Below are 21,766 nucleotides of genomic sequence, written 5' to 3'. Positions count from 1 at the left end.
CTCAGTGGGTTGCGCCGGACCGGTTGACGGCCGCGAGGTCGGTGCCGAGGTAGGAGCGCACGACGGCGGGGTGCGCGCGGACGTCGTCCGGGGTGCCGTCGGCGATGATCCGGCCGCCCTCCATGGCGACCATCCGGGTGGCGAGGCGGGACAGCAGGGGCAGGTCGTGCTCGATGACGAGCAGCGTGGTGCCGAGCTCGCGGTGGACGCGCAGCAGCAGTTCGCCGAGCGCCGCGCCGTCGGCCTGGGAGACGCCCGAGGACGGCTCGTCGAGCAGCAGCAGCGCCGGTTCGAGCGCGAGCAGGCAGGTGATCTCGACCATCCGGCGGGTGCCGGTCGACAGGTTCCCGACCAGCGAACCGGCCACCGTGGACAGTCCCATGAGGTCGACCAGCTCGGCGGCCCGCGCGGCCTTGCGCCGCTCGGCGACCGGGCCGCCGAGCGCGGAGGTGAGCAGGTGACTCGGCGCGGTCCGCTCCCCCGCCGTCATCACGGTCTCCAGGACGGTCATCGTGCCGAAGAGCCGGGCGTCCTGGAACGACCGGACGAGGCCGAGCTTCGCGCGGTGCTCGGGGGTGGCGCGGGTGACGTCGCCGCCCGCGAAGGTCACGCTGCCGGCGTCGGGCCGGACGAACCCGGCGAGGATCTCGAACAGCGTGGTCTTGCCGGCGCCGTTGGGCCCGATGATGCCGAGGACCTCCCCGTCGGCGACGTCCAGGTGTACGCCGTTGACCGCCGTCACCCCGCCGAACGCCTTCGTGACGCCCCGCACCACGAGCAGCCGTTCCCCGTCCACCGGCGTCCGCAACGGCACGGTACGCGCGGGCAGCGCCGGGCCGGCGCCCTGCTCCGGCTTCCCCACTTCCGGCTGCTCGGCGGGTTTCGCGGGCTCGGACCACCGGGCGGCGAGCCGGTCGCGGGCCCGTACCAGCAGACCTCCGAGACCCTGTGGCAGCAGCACGACGACGAGCAGCCACGCGAGGGTGAGCGCCGCCTGCCCGGGGATGCCGAGGTCCACGAAGGACGGGATGCCGACGATGAACAGCGCCCCGAGCAGCGGCCCGCCCAGCAGGCCGATGCCGCCGACGACCGTGACGGCGACGACGTCCACGCTCGCGCTCGCCGGGAAGCTGTTGACGGTGAGCTGTGTCTGGCCGTGGCCGATGACGGCGCCGCCGAGCCCGGCGAGCGCGCCGGCGACCGCGTAGGCCTGGAGCTTGCGCAGCGGCGCGGAGACGGTCAGCGCCCGCGCGGCCTCCTCGTTGTCGCGCAGCGCGGTGAGCAGCCGACCGAACGCGCCGCGGCGCAGGTTCGCCGTCAGCCAGATCCCGAGGCCGAGCATGAGCAGCGCGAAGAGGTAGTAGTCCTTGGCGACCTCGAGGGTGTAGCCGGCCCAGCGCGGCTTCGGGGTGCTGACGCCGGAGCCGAGCAGCCAGTCGCGGCGCAGCAGGTAGGCGCTGGTGGCGAGGGCGAACGCGAGGGTGGTGACGGCGAGCGCGAGCCCCCGCAGGCGCAGCGCGGGCACCCCGACGGCGGCCGCGGCGAGGGCGGCCGCGGCGCAGCCGGCGACGACGCCGACGAAGAAGTTGCCGGTGTCGGCGCCGACCCGCACGGACACGGCGCCGCCGATGCCGGCGAACGCGAACTGGCCGAGGGACAGCTCGCCCGCGACGCCGGTGACGACGAGGACCGACAGCGCCACGAGCGTGAACCCGGCGACGGTCGTCAGCGCCGACGCGGTCTGGTTGTCCACGACGTACGCCAGCGCCGCGGCGACCAGGAACCCGGCGGCGGCGACGAGCCGGCCGAGGTGCCGCACCGGCCACGGTCCGGTCAGGACCGCGGCGCCGGAGCGGGCCCAGCCGCCGTCGTCGGTGTCGCGGCGGCCGAGCCTCGGCTGGCGCAGCAGCGCGATCAGGACGGTCGCGCCGAGCACCACCTGGACGATGCCGGTGCCGGCGGACCCGGACAGCAGGACCTGTTCGAGGACGCCGATGCCCAGCGACGCCGCGAACGCGACCGGGATCGACGACAGCCGGGCGATGACGGCGCCGGCGAGGCCCTTCAGCAGCAGGTCGGGGCCGAGCGTGTCGATGGACTGGGCGCCCTGGGTGGGTGTGACGAGGATGGCGGAGAACGCCGCGATCCCGCCGGCGATCGCCCACGCGACGGTGGCCATCCGCGGCGCGGCGACGCCGTCGAGCAGCGCCGCGGACGGCTGGTCGGCGGCGGCGCGGATGGCGAGGCCGTGCCGGGACCGTTTCAGGAACAGGGCGAGGGCGGCGAGCAGGATCGGGGTCAGCACGAGCATCGCGGTGAACGCGGGCCCGACCGGGGTCCGCCCGACCGTGAACGACGGCAGCCCCGGCGGCCGGGGGAAGGTCGCGCCGCTGACGCCCTGCCGGTTCACCAGCAGCGACACGACCAGGATGAACTGCGACAGCCCGAGGGTGGCGATCATGCCGATGACCCGGGACCGGTGCCGCAGCCGCCGGACCACGCCCGCCTCGACCCCGGCGGCGACGCCCGCGGCGACCACCATCGCGGCCGGGAACGCGACCCAGTACGGCACGCCCTCGCCCGCGACGAGCCGGCCGAGCACTGCGGCGCCGAAGACGCCGATGGACCCGTGCGCGAAGTTGACGAACCTGCTCGACCGGTAGGTCAGCACCAGGCCGACGGCGAGCAGCGCGTACGTGAGACCGGTGAACAGCCCCAGCAGGATCCGGTCGGGCCCGAAGTCGTACCCCCAGAGGCTCATGCGTGCCCGCCGAGCATCAGCGACTGGACCAGGTCCGGCTGCCGCGCGAGGTCGGCGGAGGTGTGCTCGGCGACGATCGTGCCCTTCTCCATGAAGTACGCGCGGTCCACGAGGGACAGCGCGACGTTGACGGACTGCTCCACCACGAGCAGCGCGGTGCCGAGCCGGTTCAGCCGGCGCACCATCTCCAGGAGGCCGCCGACGACGACCGGGGCGAGGCCGAGGGAGAACTCGTCGATGAGCAGCACCCGGGGCCGCTGGATGAGCGTCTTGGCGAGCACGAGCATCTGCCGCTCGCCACCGGACAATGTGGACGCCGGTTGGTCGCGCCGCTCGTACAGGCGCGGGAAGACGGCGAAGGCACCGTCGACCGCCTTGCGCAGGCGGCCGTCGCGGCGGCTGACCGTGTAGCCGTACATGCGGAGGTTCTCCTCCACCGTCAGCGACCCGAACGCCTGCTGACCGACCACCGTGGACAGTCCCAGCCGGACCCGGCGGGCGGCCGGCACGCCGGTGATGTCGCGCCCTTCCAGCAGCACCCGGCCGCCGGCGCCGGGGCGTTGCAGGCCGGCGAGGACCCGCACGAGCGTGGTCTTGCCGACGCCGTTCGGGCCGCAGACGCCGACCATCTCGCCGGCGGCGACGCGGACGTTCACGCCGTACAGCACCTGCACGGGCCCGTAGGAGGCGTCGACGGCGGCGCAGGACAGCGCGTCAGCGGGCCGCAAAGGGCACCTCCTCGCCCTGGTAGGCGAAGCAGCCGCAGCCGCCGTCGTAGGCGAGGGGGCGGTAGCCGTTCGCGGCCGAGAACCGGCCGGGGCCGAGCAGCCCGGCGAACCCGGTCGCGGGGCTGAACCCGGTGCCGAGCGCGCGGGCGGCCTTCGACCACGCGGCCGCGTTGAGGTCGGCGCCGAGGTCGCGGGCGCCCGCCTGCAGCAGCAGCGCCGCGTCGCAGTAGGGGAACGCGACGCGGGCGTTCTCGCGGGTCGCGAACTTCTGCCCGTCGGCCTCGTACACCTTCAGGCAGGCGCGTTCGGCGTCGGTGCCGGGGAACGGGTACGCGCTGTCGGGGACGTCCTGGCTGGGGTTGAAGCCGATGCCGACGGCGCCCTCGAGGCCCTCCTTCGGGATCGTCGCCGGGTTGTTCACCAGGAAGCTCGGGTTGTCGAAGCTGGACAGCGCGTAGCGGGCGGTGAAGCTCTGCGCGGCGGCGACCGTGAGGAAGAACGACGCCATCCGCGCGCCGCCGAGGAAGAACACCCGGTCGACCCCCTTGGCGCGGAAGTCGACGGCGGCCTGGTTGAGCCCGGCATTCAGGGTGCCGAGGTCGGTGGTGTCGATCCACGCGACCGCCGGTGCGACGTTGAGCCGTTTCAGCTCCGGTACGGCGAGGCGCTCGTACGCGCTGCGGTTGGTGGGCGTGTCGGCGGCGACGACGCCGGCCTTGGTCTTGCCGGCGAAGTACTGCTGCTGTTCGAGGCTGCCGAGGAACGCCCGCACGAACTCGTCGTAGTCCGGGTAGCTGGCCGACCACAGGTACGGCGCGAGCTTCGTGAACGTGGTCTGGTCGTTGGCGACGAGGGTGGCGTCGAGCACGAGCGTGCGGCGAGACGCGTAGCAGGGGCGGGCGTTGCTCTGGAACTGGCCGGTGAGCACGACCGCGAACGCCTTGTCGTCCTGGGTGACCTGGTTGCACAGCCGCTCCTCGGCGGCCGGCGAGTCGTCGGCGGCCTCGTAGTTGCGGTAGACGGCGACCATCTTGCGCCCGGCGACGCCGCCGTTGGCGTTGACCCACGTCTCGAGGGCCTTGACCTGGCGGGCCGGGTCGCCGGCGTCCGCGGTCTTGAAGCCGGTGACGCTCGCGGTGGCCTTGAGGTCGACGCCGACGAACACGACCTTGACGCTGTCCGCGGTCACGCCCGGCCCGGCCCCGGTCACCGGCTGGTCGCCGGTGGCGCCACCGCCGTCCAGGGCCCCCGGCATCACCGAGGAGCAGCCGGCGAACGCCACCACGGCGGCGACCGCGGTGGCGCCGGCGCGCAGCGCGAGGGACCAGTCGTGCACCCGCTCACGCACCCACATCAGGGCTCCTCTTCCGCCGGCCGGGCCGGCCCTTCCGGGATGGACGCTGCAGTGCGGCCCGCCAGTCGTCGGCGTCCGCGTGGCCGGCGAGGTAGGCGTCCAGCTCGCCGAGGTCGACGACGGCCGCGCTCCCGCCGGCCTCCGGCGCGTCGGATGCCGGGCGGCCGCCCGCGAGGACGGTGTCGAGAGCCGCCAGGTCGACGATCGCGGTGCCGCCGTCGCCGTCCGGCTCGCCGATCAGCTCGCGCAGGGTCGCGGCGCTGATCTGGGCCCGGGCTCTGCGGCGGAGCCGGTTCGCGCCGGGGGCGTCGTCGAACACGAGCACCGCGCCGAGCGCGGGGACCCGTACCAGCGGCGGCAACAGCAACGGGTCGGCGCTCTGCGGCACGAGGGTGTCGCGGTGCCGCCGGGCCTTCAGGCGGCGGTGGACGCCGAGGACGATGAGCGCGACGCCGAACGCGTTGAGCGCCAGCAGGCCCCACGGGTACGCGTCGTAGCCGACCGACGCGGCGCCAAGCCCGGCGATGTCGGCGCGGACCTGGTACCGGCCGAACGCCGCGAACGGGATCGTCACCGGCACCCGGTACTCGCGGGTCTCGCCGGGACGGATCTCGCCGGAGCGCGGCGCCTCCGCCGGGTCGCCGCCGCCCTTGCCGACGCGGACGTTGAGCGGCAACTCCCGCAGGCTCTGGGCGCCCGGGTTGCGGACCTCGTAGACGAGGGTGCGCTCCGCGCGGGCGCCGAACCACTCCGTCCACGACGGCCGGCCGGTGAGCCGGATCCGCACCACGTCGAGGCGGGCGATGGTGCTCGCCGCGGTCGGCGCCGGGCCGGTCGCGTGGCCGGGGATGTCGAGGGGCACGTCGACGTGCCCGCTGGCGCCGGTGCCGACGAGCGCGACGTGCACGACGCACGGGCACGGGCGGGGCGGGTCGCCGACGCGGATGTCGACGCCGAACGTGCCGTCGGCGCGGGCCGGGGTCGCGACCGCCGCGCGCATGTCGCAGGCGCCGGAGCCGGTCATGGCGAGCTCGCCGCAGGTGACGAGCTGCAGCAGCTGCCCGGCGGGCCAGCCGGCGCCGGTGATCCGCAGCGTCGCGCCCGGTTTCGCCGACGGCGCGGCGGCGCTCGCGGTCATGCCATCGGCGCGCGCCGGCGCGGCCGGCAGCACCGCCAGCAGCAGTCCACAGAGGACGGCGACGGCCCGCGCCGCCGCCGGCACCGTCCGCGGCAGTCCACGGAGTACGGCGACGGTCCGCGCCGCCGCTGGCAGCACCGTCCGCGGCAGTCCGCGGAGGACGGCGACGGCCCGAGGTGCCGCCGGCCGCGGTCCACGGAGGACGGTGAGGGTCCGCCTCATCGCACCGTCACCGGTTCGGGCAGTCGCCTGCGGGGCTTGGCGGTCACCGCGGCGGCGTGGCGCCGGCGGTACCAGACGAGCAGCAACAGCCCGGCAACGACGACGGCGAGGGTCGGCCACGACACGACCACCGTCGTGTCCTGCGACCGCGCGGAGACGCCGCCGTCGGCGGTCACGGTCACCGAGGTGGTGACGACGTCGAACGGCCACACGCCGCTGAACGTGCCGCCGAGCCGGGTCCGCGCGCCGGGCAGCAGGTCGATCTGCGGCGCGCTGCCGTGCTGGGCGACGCGGTGGCCGAACAGTCCGGTGACCCGCACCTCCAGCTTCGGCGGCAGGTGCAGGTTGCCGGTGTTGACCACGTCGTACGTGTAGGAACCGTCGACGGTGGACGGCAGCCACGGGGTCCCGGGCTTCGTCGTCACGTGGTCGACCCGCAGGCCGGGGACGGTCGGCCCGCTGACCCGCAGGTACACGCGGGCGGCCACGGCGCGGCGGACGGTGACGTCGACGCCGTTCTGCTTCGTGGTCGCGCCCGGCTGCTCCTCCATGGCGACGACCCCGCCGACGTGGTCGCCGGGGGTCGCGTTGGCGGGCACGGTGATGACGAACGGGACGTCCGCCTGCGACTTCGCCGGCACCGTCACGGTCGCGGCGCCGACCTGGGTCCAGGCGCCGATGTCGACGTGGGTGGCGTCCTGGGTACGCAGGCCGAACCCGCCGTCGCGGGGGGTGTTGTACGCGTCGGCGCCGTACAGGCGGAACGTGCGCGGCTGGTCGGCGAGGTTCGTCACCCGGACCGAGTCCTGCACGGAGGTGCCGGGCGGCGACTCGAGGAAGAAGTACAGGCGCGGCGCCGGGCCCGGCTGCGCGGGCGGCGTCGGGTTCACCGACCACTCACCGTTGTCCGCGGCGTGCGCGGGCGCGCCGACGAGGGCGAACGCGAGCACGACCGCGAGCACGCTTGTCAAGGAACGCAACGTCTGTCCTCCCGCTCGGAGGTGGGGGCCCGGCAGGACCCCCACCTCGGCTGCTAGCTCAGCGTGATCGTGAGCGTCGCGGTGTAGCTGCCGGCCAGCTGGTTGGCCGGGATCTGCAGGTCGAGCGCGGCGCCCGCGTCGAAGCCGCCACCCGTGCCGGCCGCATTGGCCGGGGCCGAGCACAGGGTCGAGCCGTCGACCGCACCCGCGGAGCCCGCCGTCGCCGTCACCGCGTTGGTACTGCCGGCGGCGGCCACACACGTCGGGATCCAGGTGAGGTTCGCCTTCGCGATGCTGCCGCCCGGCGTACCGGTGAAGTCGGTGACCGCACCGACCAGGCTCCAGCCGAAGGTGCTGCCCCGGTAGTCCGTCACGGTGATCGGCGCGAGCGCGCCGGTGCCGTGCTGGACGGTGCCGTTGAGCGTGACGCCGCTCAACGTGACGTTGCCCGAGCCGGTGGTGCGGGACATCGCGAGGTTGCCCGCCGTGACCGTCTGGGACAGGTTGTAGGTGAGGTTGCAGGAGCCCGTGGTGGCCAGGCCGGCCTTCGCCACGCAGGAGTCGGCCGAGGCCGTCCAGGTGGCGACCGCGAACAGGGTGCCCGGCCCGGTGCCCGACGACGCGCCGATGTAGGCGGTGGTCGGGTCGTTCACCGTGAACGAGCCCGTGATCGCGCCGGTCGCGCTCGCCGTCGCCGTGACCGCCGCGTCGGCGGTGGGCGGCGGCGGGGGCGCCCCGGCCTTGTAGCCCCGGATGGAGACGGTGCTGCCCGGGTTCCAGTTGGTGCCGGTCACCGCGACCGCCGTGCCCGCGCCGCCACCACCGGGGGTGATGGAGATGGCCGGTGCGCCGAGGATCGTGATCGGCGTGGTGACGGTGTTGGTGCCGTCGGACACCGACAGCGTCCGCGCCCCGGTCGTGGCGCCGGCGGGGACGACGAGCGTCCCTGTGCCCGCACCCGTGGCGTCGGTGGTGCCGGCGCCGCTGCCTTCAGCGGTGCCACCGCCGCCCGCGTTCTTCAGCGACGCGCTCAGGGTCGCGCTTGGAGCCAGCCCGGTCACGGAGAAGTTGATGGTGTTTCCCGCCCGCGCAGCGCTCGTGACGCTCTGCCCGGTGACCGAGGTGATGCTGGTGCCGCCGCCGAACACGCTGTAGTTCTCGACGATCGTGCTCGCCGCCGGGGCGGCCTTGTGGTCCCGGTCGCCCGGGCCCGAGCAGTACGTCTTGGCGGTCGCGTTGTTGAACACGGCCTGCGTGACGGTGAGCGAGGCGGCCCCGGCCGTGCCGGCCACGTACGTGCCGGTCGCGGTGATGGAGCCGAGCGGCGCACCCGCGGCCGCCGGGGCGGTCGGGTAGGTGGCCATGTTGAGCGTGACGGTCCCCGACTGGGAGCCGCCGAGCGCCAACTTGATGACGACCGGCACGTCACCCGGGTTCAGCGGGACCGGACCGTTGTTCGGCCCGGCGACCGCCGTGAAGGTGACGGTGACGGTCTGCCCGGGCGACGGCGTGGCCGGCGTCTGGGTGAGCCCGAACGTGTCGTTCCACGTCGTCGGCGAGCTGCCCGTGCCGGCGTCGCTGAAGTACAGCCGACAGCCGAGCGAGTTCGCCGCGGGCCCGTACGCCTCGGCGGCGGTGCCGCCGACGGCGATGGTGGCGACGAGGCCCAGGGCCCCGGCCGCCAACCTGGAGGGATTCTTCATCGAATCGCCGCTTCCTCTCTGGTGTTTGCTCCGACTGGCCGCTCCACCGCATCGGCAGTCGTTTCGCAGAGTGGAACGATGTTTCTTCGGTGGTAACGTCTATAAACGCAGCCCGAACCCCCGTTGTCAACCGTCCGGACAGCCGCTGTTCGCGTCCCACCATCCGGGAGAGCAGCCCGGGGACCGGCGATTTTGGGACGGCGGCGCACACGAAAACGGCGGGTGACCCAGCCGAAGCTGGACCACCCGCCGTCACGACGGTGCTTGCTGACGTCAGGGCCGCTGTTCGGCCCTGGTGTACGACCTCGTCACGCCGGCGGCGCCATGCGCCGGGCCGCCGACCCGGCTCCCCGAAGGAACGGCCTCAGTCCGGCCCGCTCCGCCAGACCTCAGCGAACCGGACACCCTGCTCCGAGGCCAGCGCCTCGACCAGCTGCCGCACGCAGAACATGGGTCCGTTCGGCACCTGAGGAATCCGGAATGCAGTGGCCTCTGCGATCTCGGCCCCCTTGAACGCATACCGCTCCACGTACATCACGTTTCCCTCGGCGAAGCGAACGATGTGGGAGCGCGCCTCGTCCAGCACATCCCGCACCTGCGGGACGAACATCCAGAACTCCCCGTCGTCGCAGGCCAGCTCGACGAACCGCCCGTCGGCGCGGACGACCGGCTCGATCCGGCTCTTGAGCGCGGGGGTCATGGCCAGCGCCAGCGACCCCAGCCAGAGCAGGGCGGCCGGCTGCAGCCGGCGACCCTGCTCATCGACGTCGATCAGCCGGACCTGGATTCGCGGCAACGGTTCGTCGTCCGGCCGCCGCCCGAGCGCCGTCAGCGCTCGCAGGTCGTCGGAGGTCACACCCTGCAACCACTGGTGGACCTCCGACCCGACCGGCTTGTACACGTGGCGTTCGGCCACTACGGCAGACCTCCGTTTATGGACAACAGGCTGTGCCGAATCCGGTCGAGCACGGCAACCGCCTGGGCCCGTGTCGTCGCCTGACTGAGCAGATCCGTCACGCGGTCGATTCCCGCATAACTGTGCAGACCATTCCCACGGTGCACCGAGTGGCCGAACGGGTTCGGCGCGCCACTCCAACCGGGCAGGAAGACACCGTTTGCTGCGTCATTGATGTCGATATCGAAATTGTCCAGGATCTGCCGCGCCGTCGCCGCACGCGGGTGGCCGCTCGGCACAATGTGGTGAGCCTCCGCGCCGATCTGACCGTACCACCCCTGGGCCCGGAGGTTGTCCCGCAGGATCTCCGCGTTCTCGCTGTTCGTCTTACCGTTCGGGCAGAGGCTCTTGTTGTTGTTGTGGACGAGGACCGGCACGCCGCCGATGACCACGTAATAGGTGTGGACGGTGCTGACCGTGAGGTCCCGCATCAGCTTCGCCTGGCTGTGCCGGTACACCGCCGACACGACCATCGCGCTGTTGTCCGCGGTGTGCAGCCGGTCGCCCGCGGTCAGCTCGGCGGCGTCGAGCCAGTCATGGTGCGTGTCCGACCAGAACGGGTGATGGTCGGTGGTCTCGATGACATGCGTCCTGCCGCCGCCATCTACGACGGTGATGTCCGTCAGATCCGTGTCGAGATTGGCATGCAGCGTCGTGACGGTCTGCGCCGTGGTCTCCGACGTGACGGCGTCGGTTGCCACAACCGCGTCGCCCAGGACCACGTCCTTGATCGCCTTCTGGCTGCCGTCCGCCATCTGGACCTTGGTGTCAGGGTCGAAGCTGTGGCAGCCGGACGAACCGCCGTCGCCGTCGCCGTCGTGTGAGCCGTCCCCTGAGTCACCGGAGTCACCCGCGTCCCCGGAGTCACCGGAGTCCCCGGAGTCACCGGAATCGGTGCCGTCTCCGTCACCGTCACCGTTCTTGTCGGTGTTCTTGTCGGATCCTGGACCGCCGGATTCGCTGTCTCCGGGCGAGCCGTTGTCGCCGCCGTTTCCGTTGTTGCCGTCGTGGTGTGAGGGACCGGTGTCGATGCCGGGGATCTTGACGTTGAACTTCTCGGCGAGCTTCCGGGCGAGCTTGGCGGCACGGGCGCTGAGTCCCGCTCCGCCGGACAGCGCGCTGATGAGCATCTCGCCGGCGAGTTCGCCGATGGTGACGCCGCAGTCGTACATGGTGGCCGAGTCGCCGATGCAGGACGCTATCTGGTCGCAGATGCCGCTGACCGCGCAGGCCCAGCCCATGAACTTGCTGCCGGTCTTCTCCTCCCACTTCTTCGCGTCGCCCTCGAGGCCGTGCCAGGCGCTCTTCGGATCACTGAGCATCTTGAAGATGCCCTTGAGCGCCTTCCACGCCTCCCAAGGACTGAAGACGTTCCACAGCCCCCGGAAGAAGCCCTTGAAGAAGTCACCGATCTTCGAGAGACCGCTCGGGTCCGACCACGTGATCGGGTTGTTGTTCGAGTACGAGTACCCGTGCATCTGTTGCGGGTCGCCGAAGTCGACGATCGGGTCGACGGAGATGAACCGGCCGATGTTCGGGTCGTACTCGCGGGCACCGAGGTGCACCAGACCGGTCGGGTCGATGTCGCCGCCGACGAAGCCCTTGCTGTTCGGCCACGTCACCACCGCGCCGCGGTTCTCGCCGTACGGGGTCTGCCGCCGGCGGGTCACCGTCTGCGACGCGTTGGCGGTGATCGAGATGTTGCCGGTCCCCTGCTGGTCGCCGCACAGCCACGCGACGCCGGAGCCGGTGCGTTGCCCGACGACCTGGCCGTTGAACGTGTAGTAGCGGGTGGCCTGCTGGGAGCCGCCGGCGAGCCGGATCTCCATGCCGCTGAGGTACAGGGTGGCGCCGCCGGTGCTGTCCTTGGCGAGCAGCCGGTTGCCGGAGGCGTCGTAGATGTACGACCTGGTGCCGGTCGGGTCGGTCACCGAGGTGAGGCGCCCCTCGGCGTCCCACTGCAGCGACTGCTGCCCGTTCGGCCCGGGCCGCGACGTCGTGTTACCGGTCTTGTCGTACTCGTACGTCGAGGTCTTGAGGACCTGCCCGGTGGAGTCCTTCAGCTTGCTCTCGGTCAGCAGGTGCGGCTGCGTGCCGGCCACGCCCTGGTTCGGGTAGGTGTAGTCGGTGGTCTGCAGCCCGGTCGGCGTGAGGTGGTCGATCTCCTTCAGCCGCGAACCGGTGCGCCCCTTCGGGTCCGTCGCGGTGCCGAAGTCCCACTCCTGCCAGTACGGTGCGGGCCCGCCCATCGTCGTCGAGGCGGGTGCGGTCGAGCAGTCACCGCTCTGCGGCGTCCAGGCCTGCTTCAGCCGCTGCGCGTAGTCGTACTGGAAGCACTGGGTGTCGCGCTGGCCGTTGAGCGGGTTGTCGTCGATCTTCTTCAGGTTGCCGGCCGGGTCGTACTCGTAGGACGCGTCCGCGACATACGCCGACCCGACCGACTTGATGACGGCGAGCCGCTTCAGCCGGTGGGTGACGTCGTCGTACTCGGTCTTGCTCTGCACGAACGGCGCGCCGGTCAGCGCAGTGGACCGGATGATGCTGCTCGACTCGCCGAACTCCGTGTAGGTGGCGTCGGTGACGTAGTGGGTCACGTCGCCGTAGTTCGTGGTCAACGCCTTCGGCAGGCCGTACGTCGGGTCGTACTCGTACGTCAGGGTCTCGCCGGCCAGGTTGCCCGTGGTCGGCAACGTCACCGTGTTGAGGCTGCCGTCGACCTTGTACGTGCTGCGCACCGAGTACGAGGTACCGAACCCTTCGGTCGCCGGGAGCGTCACCCTGGTCTGGGTCGGCCGGTACAACGTGTCGGCGGTGATCAGTTCGGTCTTGTACTCGTTGCTGCCCACGAACCGCGACATGGACTTCGTCAGGCCCCTGGCGGGCAGGTCGTAGACCGCCTGCGTGCGGACCGTTCCGGTGATGCCGCCGTCGCGGGTGGTCAACAGCCGTCCGAGGTCGTCGTACGTGTACGCCAGGATCCGGTTCTCGGCGTCCTTGGTCGTCTCGACCTGGTCGTACGCGTTGTACGTCAGCTCGACCGCGCCCTTGTCCGGGTCCACGGTCTTCTTGAGCCGGCCGAGGTCGTCGTACTCGTAGGACCACACGTTGCCGGAGGCGTCGGTGACCTTCTCCAGCTGATTGGTCTTGTTGTACACGTAGCCGATCTCGTCGTACGTGCCGGTCGGGGTGCCGCCGTGGAACTGCCGCAGCTTGGTGGTCTGCCCGTGGTTGTCGGTGAACTTGGCGCTGGCGGTCCCGCCCAGCGGCGGGGTGATCGTGGTGTAGTCGCCGTAGTAGTTCGTGGCCGTGCCCCACTTGCGCACGTTGTTCGAGTACAACGCGGTGTCGATCACCCGCCCCGCGGTGTCGAACTCGAGCCGGGTCTGCGTCGGCACGTCCAGGTCCGCCGGCTGGTGCAGGCTTAGCCCGGCGGTGCCGGTCGTGTCATACGCCTGGTTGCTCTTCCAGACGCGGCCCGCCGTGTCGTAGAAGTTGGTTTCCGCGACGATCCTGCCGCCGCCGACCGCCCTCGCCTGGATCTGCCGTGGCCGCAGCAACCCGTCGAACAGCTCGAACAGCGACTGGTAGTTGCCGTTGGCGTCCAGGGAGAGGGTCTCGATGCCGTTCACCGAGGTCTTGCTGATCGTGTACCGGTATTCGACGCTGGGCGTGTTCAGGTTGCCGGCCTGCGGCCGGTCGGCGTACCAGACCTTCGTCCGGCGGCCGAGCGCGTCGTACGCCGCGGACGTGATCCGGCTGTTGATGTCGGACTCGGTGAGCACCTCGCCATGGGCCGGGTCGATGGTGACCGTCGTGTCCCACAGCTTCGGGTTCGTGGTCGTCACCCCGACGAGCGGGCCGCCCGTCGCCGGCGAGTATGCGCTCTTCGACACCCGACCGGCGATGTCGGTCGACTCGGTCGTGCGGCCGTGCACGTCGTGCTTGTAGGTGCCGACGGTCTGGAACTGGACGTTGCCGCCGTTCCAGGCGCTCATCCGCTCGATCTTCGTGACCAGACCCGTGGTCGGCGTCGCACCGTAGGCCAGGTTGTCGTACGTGAACCGCGTGTCGGAGATGACCTGATCCGCGGCGGACGGCCCGTTGGCGGCGCAGTCGCCGACCCAGGTCCGGACCCGCTTCGCGGAGTGCAGCACCCACACGTTCGGGTCGGTGTTCGGCAGGTACTCCTGCAGCGTGCACTTGTTGTCGTTCGGGTCGCTCGGGTCGCCGAGGTCCTTCACCTTCAGCGGGACGCCCTGCTGGTCGTTCTCCACGACCGTCTCGAACCGGCGCCACTGCCCGCCACTGATCAGCGCCCGGGTCGCCGTCTTCTCGCTGCCCGCATACCGCGATTCGGTCGTGACCCCGTTGATCGTCCGGCTCGCCGCGGGGGTCGTCGACCGCCACGGCGTCGTCACCGTCCCGGCATTGACCACACCGTCGAGGTACACGAGCTGCTCGCGGACCGCCCCGGCGTACTGCTCGTAGTCCGGGACCGGGCCACCCTCCAGGCCCTCCACGTTGACCGTGCGGGTGCCGGAGGCGGTCTTGTCGCCGTGCATGCCGCGGAAGAACAGCGCCTTCATCACCTGCTGCTTGGCGCCCTCACCGACCTTGGTGACGACGTACGGGTAACCCCGCCACTGACCCCACGACTTGTACTTCGCCTGGACGAGACCGTCCTCGCCGTCCCAGTGCCACAGCGGCAGGTTCTGCGGGTTCTGGTACTCGTAGAACGTCTTCGTCGCGCTGCCACCGGCGGTCAGGTCGATGTGCTGGACGGAATCCACGACGTACTTGTGGAAGTAGTCGACCCGTGGCTGCGTGTACCCCTCCGGCACCCACTTCACCGGATAGCAGCGCAGCGTGTTGCTGTCCAGCGCGGCCGAGTTCGGCAGCCGGCCCGGGTTGACGCAGTCCGGGTCGCTGTAGTCGACGGCGATCTCCGCCCCGGCCTCGGTCCGGATGGACGTGATCCGCCACCAGTTCATCGCGGGCGCGAAGTCCGACCACACGGCATCGACCCGGTTGGGCAGCTGGATGCCCTCGAACGTCACCTCCGGCAGCGTGATCGCGGCGCCGTTGAGGCCCTTGTGCGTGATGCCTTCCAGCCACAGCCCGGCGCGGGTGCCGTCACCCGGGTCCGGGAACGACTGCCGCAGGATCCACTGGTCGACGTCCTGGTAGCCGCCGCCCTTCCACACCTTCGTCGTCACCGACGTGAGCCGCTTGCTGCTCCAGAACGTCGGCGCCGACTGCCAGCAGGTGCCGGTCGAGGCGCAGTTCTGGTCCCAGGGCGTGTCCGGCCAGTTGGTCTTGTCCTTGGTACCGCAGTTCGCCGTCACACAGCGGTCGGAGACACCGAAGTGCACCTGCGCCGGTGCGCTCACACCCGTGTAGGCCGAGTCCGTCCGGACCCCGTTGACGACGGCCCGGTTGTCCGTGCCGTAGTCGATGCGAGCCGGGTAGGCGTCGCGGTGGTAGACGACCGGCGAGTTCTCCTGCTTGTTCTTCGCGTAGTAGTTCGTGTCCCGCGTGTACCACAGCGAGGCGGTGTTGCCGTAGATGTCCTCGATGTAGTCGAGGTTCCACCGGTACGCCTGGGTGCAGAACGACGCCGCGAACGTGGCTGCCTTGCACGGCTCCGTCGCGTGGTTGCCCGCGACCGGGGCGGACTGCACCGAGTTCGTCTCCGGCTTGTTCGCCGTCCAGCCCGGCAGCCGGTTCCGGCCGAACCAGTACTTCGTGCCGTCGGCCGCGGTGACCTTCCAGTACTCACCGTCGTTGTCACCGTTGGACGCGCCGGTGATCTTCTCGATCCGGGAGCCGTCGTCCTGCACGGGATGCCACAAACCGCTGGCGTCCTTGAGCAGCTCGCCACCGCCGCCGTTGAGCGACATCGTGGCGTTGTCGGTGGCCCAGCACTGATCGCCGGTGTCCTCGGTGTTGTTCGCCTTGCTGCCCTTGTCGTCGGCCTTGTCGTCCGCGCAGCCGACGTACCGGCGCTCGATGAACCCGGTGTCGTAGGAGAACCCCTCACCGACCCAGCCGGGCTGGTTGTTCGACGCCGCATGCCGCCCGTCGACCGACTGCGACGAATAGCTCAACCCCACCGTGGGGGCCGGTCCGCCGACCGCCGGCGGCACGCGCATCGGATAGTTCCACGAGAACCCGCCCGCCGAACCACCCGACGACCACGTCGACGACGGCGCGAGGGTCGTGGCGCCGAAGTCGCCGGCACCGCCCGACGGACCTGCCGCCAGGGCCACCATGACACTGCCCGACGTCAGCTTCGACGCGGCCGCGGTCGTGACCGAGGCGGGCAGCGTCACCTCACCGGTCACCGTCTTGGACTTGATGTTGTTGTCGGACTGCACCGGGATCGGCCGGCACGCCGCGTCATCCGGCGTCGTCTGGTGGCACTCCGGGACGACGAGCAGCCGCAGCCGGCTCCCCCAGTCCGCACCGAACGCCGACTCGAACGCGCCGTAGCTCGTCTCCAGCTTCACCGCACCCGTGGTCGCCGCGTTGTCCGTGCGGGCGACCCGGAACATCACACCCTGCACACCAGCCGCGCGCACCTCGTCCTGCGACAACGTCTGCACCCGGACCCGCTCGGGCCCCTTCGCCCCCGCGATCACCCGCAGCGGGGAACCCGGCACCGACACCGCCGCGTCGCCCGCGGAGGCACTGCCGGAGGCCCGCAGCTGCGTCCGCGCCGCGGCGATGTTCACCTCCGCGGTCGCGGCGGCCGGCCACTGCACCGAGCCGACCGACGCGCGGCGCGCCGCCGCCGACGCCGTGCCCGGCTGCGGCTCCTTCACCGCCACCGTGCCACCAGGCACGTCCTTGTAGCGCTGGGCCGCCTCGGGCTTCGTCACCTTCGGGGCTGCCTGGGCGGGTGGAACGACGAGGTTGGTGGCGGCCAGCGACAGGATCGCCGTGGCGGCGATCGCGCGCGTCACCCGCCCGAACAGCCGGCGGGACCGGCGTGGCAGCAGTGGCAGACCAGGGCTGAAGGACACAGTTCCTCCGCAGCAATGCCTAAGCGGCCGCCGTCGAGACACGACGGCAGCCGAACATCGTCAAGAAACAGAAGATGAAGAAGAAGGATCCAGCCGGCCTACGCCGGTACGCCGACCATCTGCGGAATCATGTCGGCCATTGCCTTCTGCGCAGAGCGCAGCCACCACTGAACATGTGAAGCCTCCCCGTCAGGCCCATGCAGTCGCACCGGGATCGATACCCGGGCAGCCTGCAATTTAGGGGTCGCATTCACCGAAGTCAAGGTGTAGTCAGGCGTTCATGATGGCGTTCACCGCCAATCCGGACATACCTCCAACGGCGTGCCGACATCGCGCGCATCGATTGACACGGCCACTGGCCTACCCCTAGGTTTCGGGCACTTCACTCACGCGGGGGCTAACAGTGATCAGACCTCATCGTGCCGTGCGCAGACACGGCTCCTCCAAGCTCGCCATGGTGGCATCGCTCGCGGTCGCCTCGGTCGGCACCGCCATCGCGCTCACAGCCGGCTCACCGGCCGGCGCGGAACCCGTGCCCACTCCGACAGGACAGCCGGCCACGAACCCACGGGTGGCCGAGAACGCCGCGATCAAGCAGGCGATCGAGAGCGGCCGCACCATCGAGGTGGCCGACTCGCGGTCCGAGATGGCCCGCACGATGGCCACGCCGCGCGGCACGCTGGTGCGGGAGAGCTACTCCGTGCCGCACTGGACCAAGAAGGACGGCGCCTGGCGGGAGATCGACCTGTCGCTGCGCAAGGACGGCGCCACGCTCGCACCGGTCGCGTCGGTGGCCGACGTGCGGTTCTCCGCCGGTGGCACCGAGCCGCTCGTCACCCTCAACGGTGCCGGCGGCGCGCTCAAGCTGAGCTGGCCGTCGAAGCTGCCGGCGCCCCGCATCGAGGGCGACACGGCGGTGTACGAGTCGGTGCTGCCCGACATCGACCTCCAGGTCCAGTCCACAGTGGAGGGTTTCGGCTACTCCCTCATCGTCAAGACCCGCCAGGCGGCCGCGAACCCGGCCCTGGCGAAGCTCAAGTTCGGGCTGAACGCGACGGGCTGGACGCTCAAGCAGCGGCCCGGCGGCGGCTACGAGACCCGCGACAGCACCGGCAAGACGACCGCGTCGGCCGGGCCGGCGCTCATGTGGGACTCCGCGGGCGTGCCCAGCGCGCAGCGGTCCCTCGCCGCGGCGCGGTCCGCGGGGAAGAACTCGCTGCTGCGGCACGTGCCCGACGACTCCCGCAAGGCCAACCTCCCCACCACGGTGGAGGACGGCTCGCTCGTCATCGTCCCGGACGCCGCGATGCTCGCCGACCCCAACGTCGCGTTCCCGGTCGTCATCGACCCGTGGACGGGTGTCGGCAAGGCCCGCTGGGGCTACGCCGACTCCACCAACGCCAACCGGGACGACGGCATCGTCCGGGTCGGGCAGAACACCGACGGGTCCGGCACGTTCCGGTCGTTCTTCGCGTTCGACCTGACCTGGCTGCCCGGCAAGCAGATCCGGGGCGCGAAGTTCATCACGACGATGACGCACTCGTGGGCGTGCACCGCGACGCCGGTCAGCCTGTACCGCACCGGCGACCTCACCGGATCCGGTAGGCAGGGCTGGTCGGGCCCGGCCCTGAACCTGTTCGTCGAGACGAAGTCGGGCAACGCCCACAAGCCCTCGACCGGCGCCGGCTGCTCCAACGACCCGCAGCCCAACCTGTACATGGAGTTCTCCAACCAGACCCTGGTCAACGACGTCATCAACTTCGGTCAGGGCCGGGGCAGCTACACCCTGGGCCTGTCCGCCCGCGACAGCGACGGCACCGACGAGACGGCCAGCAACCGCTGGAAGAAGTTCGACCAGGCCTCGACCGCCATGTCGATCGAATACAACAGCCTGCCGAACACCCCGGCCGCGACCGCGCTGACGACGCACACCGACTTCACCGCGGCCGGGCAGGCCTGCGTCACCGGCACGGGCCGGCCGATCGTGCGGTCCACCGCGCCGTGGCTCAAGGCCAACATCTCCGACCCCGACGGCGACCAGAGCGGCCAGCTCTCCGCGTCGTTCGCCCTCGAGCAGTGGAACGGCACCGCCTGGACCGCCATCAGCGGCTGGCCCAAGACCGACACCGGGGTCCCGTCGGGCACCCTCGCCGACATGTCCGTGCCGGCCGGCACGCTGACCGGGTCGATGGCCCGCTGGCAGGTGCGGGTCGGCGACGGCCTCGGCGGCAACTCCAACTGGTCGCCGTGGTGCGAGTTCTCGATCGACATCACCCCACCGGGCGTCAAGCCGACCGTGGCGGCGTTCGACGGCCTGTACGTGGAGACGCCGCCCAACGACACCATGCGCGGCTCCGTCGGCCGCAGCGGCCAGTTCACGTTCGGCGCCAACGGCGAGACCGACATCGCCGACTACGAGTACCAGCTCGACGGCGGCGTCAAGACCTACGTCGCCGCCTCCGCCACCGACGGCACGGCGACCGTCTGGGTCACCCCGACCCACGTCGGCGAGCACGTGCTGACCGTCCGCTCCCGCGACGCGGCCCAGAACCCGTCGCCGCCGAAGGACTACCGGTTCCTCGTCAACACCCACTCCGACCCCAAGACCTGGAAGCTCGACGAGGGCACCGGCACCACGCTCGCCACCAGCCCGGCCGGCGGCCCGACGGCCACCGTCACCGGCGGCGCGACCTGGACCGACGGGCGGATCCTCGGTACCCACGCCGTCAACGGCAAGGACGGCGCCCTGCACTTCGACGGCGTCGACGACATCGCCGTCGCACCCGGCCCGATCATCAACACGACGAGGAGCTTCGGCGCGGCCGCCTGGGTCAAGCTCACCGGCGGCACCTCGAACGCGCGCACCGTGCTGTGCGTGGAGGGCGGGATGACCTGCGGCATCGCCATCCAGTACCTGCCGGCGCCGACGAACCGGTGGGCGCTGACCGTGTACTCCACCGACCTCGTCGACGCGGCCCCCCGCTACGCCACCGCACCCACCGCACCGGTCTTCGGCCAGTGGACGCATGTCGCGGTGTCGTGGGACGTGGGCATGAAGATGATGAAGCTCTACGTCAACGGCGTCGTCGCCGGCCAGCTCAGCCGCCCGTCCAACTGGAACGCCGTCGGCGTGCTGGACATCGGCGGCGGCAAGTACGCCGGCGTGCGCCAGCCGAGCTTCGAGGGTGACATCGGCGACGTCCGGGTCTGGGACCGGGCGATCGACCCGTTCGTCGACATCAAGCCGGCGGTCACCCCCGTCGTCACCGGCGAGTGGGCCATGGAGGACTACGACGAGGACGCGCCCCGGCAGGTCACCGACGACTCCAACTACCAGCGCCCGCTGACCCTCACCGAGCCTCCCGGCACCGTCACCTGGTGCGACAGCCACGCCAGCACCGGCCTCTGCTTCGACGGCCTCTCCGGCGCCGCCACCGCACCCGCGGCCGTGCGCACCGACCAGTCCTACACGGTCTCCGGCTGGGCCCGGCTCACCGACGCCGGCGTGTCCCGCACGGTCTTCTCCCAGCAGGGCACCCGCGGTGCCGCGTTCACCGTCCGGTACGACAAGGCCGTCAACCGCTGGTCGTTCGCGGCGGCGGGCAGCGACGCCGACGCACCCGCGATCTACAAGGTGAACTCGACCGCCGCGCCGGTGCTCAACACCTTCACGTTCCTGGAGGCCGTCTACGACGCACCGGCCGGGAAGATCCGGTTCTACGTCAACGACCAACTGCAGGGCGAGACGTACTACACCGCGAACTGGAACGCCGCCGGCACGTTCAACGTCGGCCGGACCCTCCAGGCCGGCGCGGCCGCCGAGTTCTTCGCCGGCGACGTCGACGAGGTCCGGGTGCACACCGGCGCCATGCACTCCACCAACGGCGCCGTGCCCAACAACGCGCTGATGATGTTCCGCTCGGGCGTCACCGGCAAGTGCATGGACAACCCGTACGGCGCCAGCACCGACGGCAACCGCATCCAGTCGTTCGGCTGCAACGGTGGCTCCGACTCGCAGCTGTGGACGATGCCCGGCGACGGCACCATCCGCATCGCGGGCAAGTGCCTCGACGTCAACAACGCCGGCACGACACCGGGCACGTACGTGCACCTGTGGACGTGCCACGGCCTGGCCGCGCAGCAGTGGGAGGTCGGCCCGTTCAACTCGCTGCGCAACCCCAACTCGGGTCTGTGCCTGGACATCCCGAACGCCAGCACCGCCAACGAGACCAAGCTCCAGGTGTGGACCTGCTCCGGCAACGCCGCCCAGAGCTGGACGCCGCAGTGGACCGGCATCGGCGTGATCCGCTCCGGGGTGCCCGGCAAGTGCATCGACAACTACCAGGGCACGGGCGCCAACGGCAACCTGATCAGCTCCTGGGACTGCAACGGTGGCGCGCACTCGCAGATCTGGGCCGTCATGGGAGACGGCACCATCCGGATCAGGGGCATGTGCCTGGACATCATCGGCTACGGCACCGCCGCCGGCTCGAAGATCCACCTCTACACCTGCAACATGACGGCCAACCAGATCTGGGAGCTCGGCCCCAACAACTCCATCCGTAACCCGGTCTCGGGCCGCTGCCTGGACCTGCCGAACCAGAACACGGCCAACGGCACCCAGCTGTGGATCTGGGACTGCAACGGAGGCCGCGCCCAGGAGTGGCTGGTGTCGTGACCTCCTGACACCTGCCCTGCAGGGACCCGCGACCGCCCCGGTGGTGGTCGCGGGTCCCTTCCGTTTCCGGGGCCACGGTGGCGGAGGCGAGGTTGTGGAGCGGACGAACCGGGCGGTGCGCTCGACACCGGGCCGCCACCGAGCAAGCGGCGTGGGGGGGGGGGGGGTGGGGACCCACCCCCCCAACGGAGCACCCGGGCGGGGGGAGGGGGGGAAGGGGGA

At 71.3% G+C, this 21,766-nt stretch carries 9 protein-coding genes; 1 reads left to right on the top strand and 8 read right to left on the bottom strand.

The features are described from left to right. Nucleotide 1: 1 nt before the first annotated feature. The 8 genes from AB0J72_RS27950 to AB0J72_RS27915 all read right to left on the bottom strand — a co-directional run bounded on the left by AB0J72_RS27950 (nucleotide 2) and on the right by AB0J72_RS27915 (nucleotide 16,866). Nucleotides 2-2,761: an ATP-binding cassette domain-containing protein gene (locus AB0J72_RS27950; RefSeq protein WP_363403604.1), complete on the bottom strand. Its 2,760-nt coding sequence runs from the start codon at nucleotides 2,759-2,761 to the stop codon at nucleotides 2-4. Then, the gene (locus AB0J72_RS27945) at nucleotides 2,758-3,489 is read right to left on the bottom strand and encodes an ABC transporter ATP-binding protein (protein ID WP_363403602.1); all 732 of its coding nucleotides are present in this window, start codon (nucleotides 3,487-3,489) and stop codon (nucleotides 2,758-2,760) included. Before AB0J72_RS27945 ends, AB0J72_RS27950 begins: the two co-directional genes overlap by 4 nt. After that, complete coding sequence (locus AB0J72_RS27940; RefSeq protein WP_363403600.1) at nucleotides 3,476-4,843, bottom strand: hypothetical protein; 1,368 nt, start codon at nucleotides 4,841-4,843, stop codon at nucleotides 3,476-3,478. The genes AB0J72_RS27945 and AB0J72_RS27940 overlap by 14 nt, the downstream gene beginning before the upstream one ends. Beyond that, nucleotides 4,830-6,203 (bottom strand): hypothetical protein, encoded by a 1,374-nt coding sequence (locus AB0J72_RS27935; RefSeq protein ID WP_363403598.1) that lies wholly within the window; start codon nucleotides 6,201-6,203, stop codon nucleotides 4,830-4,832. The genes AB0J72_RS27940 and AB0J72_RS27935 overlap by 14 nt, the downstream gene beginning before the upstream one ends. After that, entirely contained in the window at nucleotides 6,200-7,165 is a 966-nt protein-coding gene (locus tag AB0J72_RS27930) for a DUF916 domain-containing protein (RefSeq protein WP_363403840.1), read from the bottom strand. The genes AB0J72_RS27935 and AB0J72_RS27930 overlap by 4 nt, the downstream gene beginning before the upstream one ends. 71 nt (nucleotides 7,166-7,236) lie before the next feature. Then, nucleotides 7,237-8,886 carry a hypothetical protein gene (locus AB0J72_RS27925; protein ID WP_363403596.1) on the bottom strand — a complete coding sequence of 550 codons (1,650 nt, stop codon included), beginning with the start codon at nucleotides 8,884-8,886 and terminating at the stop codon, nucleotides 7,237-7,239. A gap of 364 nt (nucleotides 8,887-9,250) precedes the next feature. After that, nucleotides 9,251-9,742: a hypothetical protein gene (locus tag AB0J72_RS27920; protein WP_363403594.1), complete on the bottom strand. Its 492-nt coding sequence runs from the start codon at nucleotides 9,740-9,742 to the stop codon at nucleotides 9,251-9,253. A gap of 59 nt (nucleotides 9,743-9,801) precedes the next feature. Further along, complete coding sequence (locus AB0J72_RS27915) at nucleotides 9,802-16,866, bottom strand: polymorphic toxin-type HINT domain-containing protein (protein ID WP_363403592.1); 7,065 nt, start codon at nucleotides 16,864-16,866, stop codon at nucleotides 9,802-9,804. A 571-nt stretch (nucleotides 16,867-17,437) separates the two neighbouring features. On the opposite strand from AB0J72_RS27915, the gene AB0J72_RS27910 reads away from it, so the two are divergent. Beyond that, on the top strand, nucleotides 17,438-21,544 hold the full coding sequence (locus tag AB0J72_RS27910) for a ricin-type beta-trefoil lectin domain protein (protein WP_363403590.1): 4,107 nt from the start codon (nucleotides 17,438-17,440) through the stop codon (nucleotides 21,542-21,544). Nucleotides 21,545-21,766 lie beyond the last annotated feature (222 nt).

Origin of the sequence: Dactylosporangium sp. NPDC049742 (assembly GCF_040674675.1) — a bacterium.
GTDB lineage: Bacteria > Actinomycetota > Actinomycetes > Mycobacteriales > Micromonosporaceae > Dactylosporangium > Dactylosporangium maewongense.
The sequence above is the reverse complement of the archived record's forward strand: the minus strand, read 5'-3'. Positions and strand labels throughout refer to the sequence as shown.

Excerpts from the sequence above, each read along its gene's own strand:
- AB0J72_RS27950 (WP_363403604.1), bottom strand. The coding sequence starts at position 2,761 with ATGAGCCTCTGGGGGTACGACTTCGGGCCCGACCGGATCCTGCTGGGG.
- AB0J72_RS27940 (WP_363403600.1), bottom strand. The coding sequence starts at position 4,843 with ATGTGGGTGCGTGAGCGGGTGCACGACTGGTCCCTCGCGCTGCGCGCC.
- AB0J72_RS27925 (WP_363403596.1), bottom strand. The coding sequence starts at position 8,886 with ATGAAGAATCCCTCCAGGTTGGCGGCCGGGGCCCTGGGCCTCGTCGCC.
- AB0J72_RS27935 (WP_363403598.1), bottom strand. The coding sequence starts at position 6,203 with ATGAGGCGGACCCTCACCGTCCTCCGTGGACCGCGGCCGGCGGCACCT.